Genomic DNA, 5,564 nt, shown 5'->3' on the forward strand with positions numbered 1-5,564 from the left:
TATATTCCTCAAATTATCAATAATCTTAATGGTCATCCAACTCCACCTTATCAGCCCGCTGTGGCTGCCTTAAACTGTATACTGTGGGTATGGTATGCTGTACGTGTCAAAAACTGGCCCGTAGCGATCGCGAATGCTCCTGGAATTTTATTTGGAATTATCGCTGCGATTACTGCATTGTTTTATCAATAAAATAATTTTTCGAACTAATTTTCGTAATAGAAAACTTGCAATAATTCTAAGGTAAAGAATAAAAATGTTAGAAAAAGATCAAATTCCCAAATACATTCATATTGTGGGTTGGATAGCCACCATAACAGCATGTTGTATGTATGTTTCATATGTTTTTCAGATTATTGATAATCTTCATGGTCAAATTACACCTCCTTATCAACCGGCTGTGGCTGCTGTAAATGGTGCATTATGGGTTTGGTACGCTGTTAAAATCAAAGACTGGCCCGTGGCAATCTCAAACGCTCCAGGTATTGTTTTTGGTGCGATTGCTTGTATAACTGCAATACAATTCTGATCATCACATGAATTCTTGATTATATTGCTTTGTATATCTATTAAACAGCAAAGCAATATAACGTTTAAATATTAAAATTATTATAAAAAAGTATTGGCAAATATATATGGAAAATTACGAAAGTAAATCTATAATAACAATAAATTGAATTGATAATAATTCTTTAACCTTATGGATAAAGGATTATTTTTATGAATACAGAAAAGCCTTTATTTGGTTTTATGATGGTTCCTTTGATTTGGGGATATATTGCAATTGCGATATTTATGGCCGGGGATGGATTTGAGGCCGCTTTTTTATCGAAATATATAACTGATATAGGATTTTCTGAAGCACAGTCAGGTTTTGTCTTTACTGTCTATGGGTTAATGGTTGCCTTGTCCGCATGGTGTTCTGGGGTTGTTGCGGAAATTATTACTCCACAAAAAGCGATGTTTGCAGGATTTGCCATTTGGGCAGCCATGCATATATTCTTCATGATATTTGGCCTCACCTATCACAATTATTGGATGATGGTGATTTTTTATGGCATTCGAGGACTTGGCTATCCTTTGTTTCTATATTCTTTTGTTGTGCTTGTTATTTACAATGTTGATAAATTGCAAATTTCTAATGCAATGGGATGGTTTTGGGCGGCATATTCTGTTGGGTTTGGTGTTATAGGTGGTTTTTTGCCAGGATTTATAAATCCGGTGATTGGGGAATACAATACTTTATGGATGTCTCTGGGTTGGGTTATTGTCGGTGGACTGATTGCATTAATTACGTTGCATAATGCAAGGACCAACAAGGAAAAAGCCAATCTGACTTTTAAAGAGAAAACAGCTGAATTAGGTCAGGCAATTACCATCTTATTCAGAAACAAGAATATATTTATGGCTGCGCTGGTTCGTATCATTAATACGACACCTTTATTTGGATTTTCTGTTGTAATGCCTTGGTTTTTAGTTGGAAAAACATCCCAGGATCATGGATTGGGATTTTCTAAAACTGAATGGCAAAATATCTGGACACTATTTTTGTTTGTTACGATTTTTACAAATATTTTATGGGGTATTTTGGCAGATTATATTGGTTGGTTACGGCAATTACGCTGGGTTGGTTGTATTGGTGGTGTTTTTGCCTGTTTCAGTTTTTATTACATTCCAATAACATATGGTCATAATATTTGGATGGCAATGATACCGGCAACTTTGTTTGGAATTACGGTTGCTTCTTTTATGCCTATGACTGCTATTTTTACAACTCTGGAACCGCATCATAAAGGGGCGGCTGTTTCAATATATAATTTGTCAGCCGGATTGAGCAATTTTCTTGGTCCGGCTATTGCCACTACAGCGGTACCTTTCTTGGGGGTTGGGGGAGCAATCGGAATTTATATGGGACTATATGTTTTTGCCGCCTTATTAACGTTATTGATTAAAGTGAAACAGCCTTCAAAAGAGGAAAGAGTCAAATTTCAAGAAAATGGAACTGAACCAGAATATGATCAGATTATTTTGGAAAATTAGATTATGATAAAACAAAACTGTCAGTAATATTTATTTTGACAGTTTTTGTAATTAATTTATATAATTCTCGTTATCAATATTTAATGTCTGGCCAGATATATAATTTGAGTCAGAAGATGCCAGAAATAAGGTCGCTCCCATAAAATTTTCTGGCAATTCCATTCGTCCCAGGGGGAGCAGCCTGAAATGACAGATTGATAATTTTTCCATCTTCATTTTGTTCTACCATTTGTTTGGCAACAGTTTGCATAAGAAAAAAATGATTCTTTTACATTAACGGTAAATAATTGATCAAAGACATCCCATGATTCATCCAATAAAGGTCGCATGTCAAAAATTCCTGTGCCATTAAATAAAATATCAACTTTATTAAGGTTTTGGAAAGTGGTTGACAGAATTTGTTGTATATCTTCTTTTTTTACTGACACCGCTACTTGTTCCTGTAATAGTGGCTGTTTTGCCTTTGAGTTTCGTAAAACTACCTTTTTTTGAAATAGATATTTTATTTATAGGCAATATAATAGTGTTTTAGTTTATTTTTATTTGATTTTATAAATAAGGATTTACAAAATCAATTATATTTAATTGATACCAATAGTCTGACCACCATCCACAATCATGGCATGACCAGTAGTAAAGGCAGCTTCTTTGGAACTAAGCCATAATACAGCAGCAGCGATTTCCTCAGGTCTACCAAGACGGCCAATAGGTTCTTGAGCAATTACACGAGCTTTTCCTTCAGGCGTACCACCACTGAATCGCTCAATCATTGGCGTGTCAATAATACCAGGACAAATGGCATTGATCCGAATGTTTGATTTTGCATAATCAAGTGCGGCACATTTGGTAAGACCGATAATACCAAATTTAGTCGCGGCATAAGCAGCTTGCCCTTTAATACCAATAATGCCTGCACTGGAAGAAGTATTAACGATTGATCCCCCATCATTCCTAAGCATAACTGGAATAAGATATTTCATACATAAGAAAACACCATTTAGGTTTATATTAATATAATGGTACCAATCGTCTTCTGTAACTTCACCAATCGGTCCAACAGGTTGTTCAACACCAGCATTATTAAATGCTAGATCAATATGACCAAACGTGGCAACTGCACGATCGACAGTATTTTTTATCTGTTTGCTATTTCTTACATCAGCAGTAATAGCCAAGGCATGTTGCCCAATTTTTTCAATAAGGTTTACGGTTTCCTCCAACCTAAATTCGTCCAGATCCACTAAAATTATATTTGCTCCTTCTCTTGCAAAAGCAAGGGCTGTGGCCTTACCAATACCTCCTGCTGCACCTGTAATAAAGGCAACTTTATCAGTAAAACGTTTATTTTGATTTATAGTCATTTTTTAATTCCTTTTTCCTAGTAGCAATTTAATGAAAATTATTATTTATTCTTTTGTTTAGGGAATCAGTACAGTGGCTTTTGTGAGTTTGCGTGATTCAAGTCGCTGATGGGCTTCAGCAGCGTGTGCCAAAGATAACTGAAAAGGTGATTGAATTTTTACAATATTATTCGAAACAATATCAAAAAACTCTTTACTCATGGAAAGCACGTCGGAACGTTTGGAAAGATATGTTGTTAAGCCAGGCCAAGTTGCATAAAGCGATCCTTTTTCTAATAAAGTTAGAATATCAAAAGGCGGAATAAGTCCTGAAGAAAAGCCAAAACTAACAAAACAACCAAAAGGACGCAGGCAATCCAGTGAACCAGGAAAGGTTTTTTTACCAATACTATCATAAACAACATGACATCCCTGACCATGAGTGATGGTTTTAACTTGTGTCACAAAATCACATTCATTATAGTTTATTACATAGTCACAACCATTTTGTTTGGCAATTCTGATTTTTTCCGAAGAACCAACGGTACCGATAATAATTGCTCCAAGATGTTTGGCCCATTGTGTAAGGATACGTCCAACACCACCTGCCGCCGCATGCACTAAAAGAATATGGTTGGCCTTAACTTGAAAGGTTTGTCGGATTAAAAACCGGGCTGTTAATCCTTTGAGTAAGGATGCGGCTGCGGTTTCATAAGAGATGTTATCAGGCAAGGGTACAAGAAAATGTACAGGAACAATTGTTTGTTCTGCATAAGCACCCAAGGTTTCGATATAAGCTACTCGATCCCCAACAGAAAAATCTTTTACTCCCTCACCAATGGCAATAATATCGCCAGCCCCCTCTTTACCTGGAATAAATGGAAGTGGTGTATTGAAAATCCCTTTTCTTAAATAAATATCGACAAAATTGACTCCAATTGCTCGATTACGGATAAGAACCTCTCCAGCTTTGGGGTGAATAATAGGTATCTCTTCATAATTTAAAACATTTGGATCACCATAATTATGAATTTGTATGGCTTTCATTATCTGTATTCCTAGATTTGTAAATGTATTTTCAATTCGTGTCGTAGATTTTTTAATAAAATCAATAGAATGGATGATTTAAAAATTGCGGATGGATTTAATTATAAAGGGAATAGATTAACGTGATTAGATTTAATAAATTTTATGTGGTTATGAGAAAAAATCACAAATAAAAATATTGAATTTCAAGATCATCTGTATGAATTTCTTGATATTGATTCAAATTTTTCAAGTAAACTGTTAATAGAAATTGATTTAATCTCTATATCGAATAGCTTGGATAAAATTAGAAAAGGCTAACGACATATTTCTACGATTGGGATAATATAGGTGAAATCCTTGGAAAACAGGGCACCAATCATTCAATGTCTCTTGTAATTGACCATTGTGTAAATAAGGTGCAGCAAGTGGTTGGGGAATAAAGGCCAAACCTATTCCATCAAGGGCACTATTCAACATTTGTAAACTGCTATTTAAAATGAGAGGCCCATTAACTTTGACCGTGAATTTTTCATTATGTTTTCTGAATTCCCAGGCATAAATGTTTCCGGAATTATTATGTCGAATATTGATGCATTTATGATGGATCAATTCATATGGGGTTGTTGGAAATGAATTTTGTTGAAAATAATCAGGAGACCCGACTACAGCCATGCGCCAATTGGTTCCTATACGAACAGCAATCATATCTTTGTCTATGGAATTTACAAGACGAATACCGGCATCAAATTTATGTTCTATAATATTTATAAATTCATAATTGATATGTAATTCTAAGATAATATCAGGGTATTGTATAAAAAAATCTTTTAAAAGAGGTCTTAGACACATTTCAATAGAATCATCAGTACAAGTTATTCTTATAGTACCTACTGGTTTACCACGTAATTCATTGAGCTTTTCAAGTTCCAAATTTATTTGATTTAAATGAAATCCAACCGATGTTATTAATTGTTCACCAATTTTGGTTGGAGAAACATTGCGTGTCGTTCTGGCGAGTAATCGTAAACCAAGTTGTTCTTCAAGATCTTTGATTATATGGCTTAAAGCTGATGGAGTTATTCCTAATTCAGCTGCAGCTTTTGTAAAGCTTTTATTTCGTGCTACGGCCAAAAATGATTGCAATGCATTAAGTGT

Annotated in this window: 7 protein-coding genes; 3 read left to right on the forward strand and 4 right to left on the reverse strand. The window is 34.7% G+C overall.

What is annotated here, in order from left to right:
• The 3 genes from U0839_RS08240 to U0839_RS08250 all read left to right on the forward strand — a co-directional run.
• Positions 1-192, forward strand: a 192-nt coding sequence (locus tag U0839_RS08240; protein ID WP_413550459.1) for a SemiSWEET family transporter, incomplete at its 5' end; no start/stop codon positions are given.
• A 64-nt stretch (positions 193-256) separates the two neighbouring features.
• Positions 257-529 carry a hypothetical protein gene (locus U0839_RS08245; protein WP_110439221.1) on the forward strand — a complete coding sequence of 91 codons (273 nt, stop codon included), beginning with the start codon at positions 257-259 and terminating at the stop codon, positions 527-529.
• Positions 530-720: 191 nt separating this feature from the next.
• A complete protein-coding gene (locus U0839_RS08250) occupies positions 721-2,040 on the forward strand; it encodes an MFS transporter (RefSeq protein WP_155564752.1) in 1,320 nt (439 codons plus the stop codon).
• A gap of 212 nt (positions 2,041-2,252) precedes the next feature.
• Here U0839_RS08250 and U0839_RS08255 read toward each other — a convergent pair whose 3' ends face one another.
• The 4 genes from U0839_RS08255 to U0839_RS08270 form a co-directional block, all read right to left on the reverse strand.
• Entirely contained in the window at positions 2,253-2,468 is a 216-nt protein-coding gene (locus U0839_RS08255) for an SDR family NAD(P)-dependent oxidoreductase (protein ID WP_155564754.1), read from the reverse strand.
• 153 nt (positions 2,469-2,621) lie between these two features.
• The gene (locus U0839_RS08260; RefSeq protein WP_155564755.1) at positions 2,622-3,401 is read right to left on the reverse strand and encodes a glucose 1-dehydrogenase; all 780 of its coding nucleotides are present in this window, start codon (positions 3,399-3,401) and stop codon (positions 2,622-2,624) included.
• 57 nt (positions 3,402-3,458) lie between these two features.
• Positions 3,459-4,427 carry a quinone oxidoreductase family protein gene (locus U0839_RS08265; RefSeq protein ID WP_155564756.1) on the reverse strand — a complete coding sequence of 323 codons (969 nt, stop codon included), beginning with the start codon at positions 4,425-4,427 and terminating at the stop codon, positions 3,459-3,461.
• Positions 4,428-4,682: 255 nt separating this feature from the next.
• The coding region (locus U0839_RS08270; RefSeq protein WP_413550460.1) for a LysR family transcriptional regulator at positions 4,683-5,564 on the reverse strand (882 nt) is incomplete at its 5' end.

Origin of the sequence: Commensalibacter sp. A3DC, from assembly GCF_047307945.1 — a bacterium.
GTDB lineage: Bacteria > Pseudomonadota > Alphaproteobacteria > Acetobacterales > Acetobacteraceae > Commensalibacter > Commensalibacter melissae.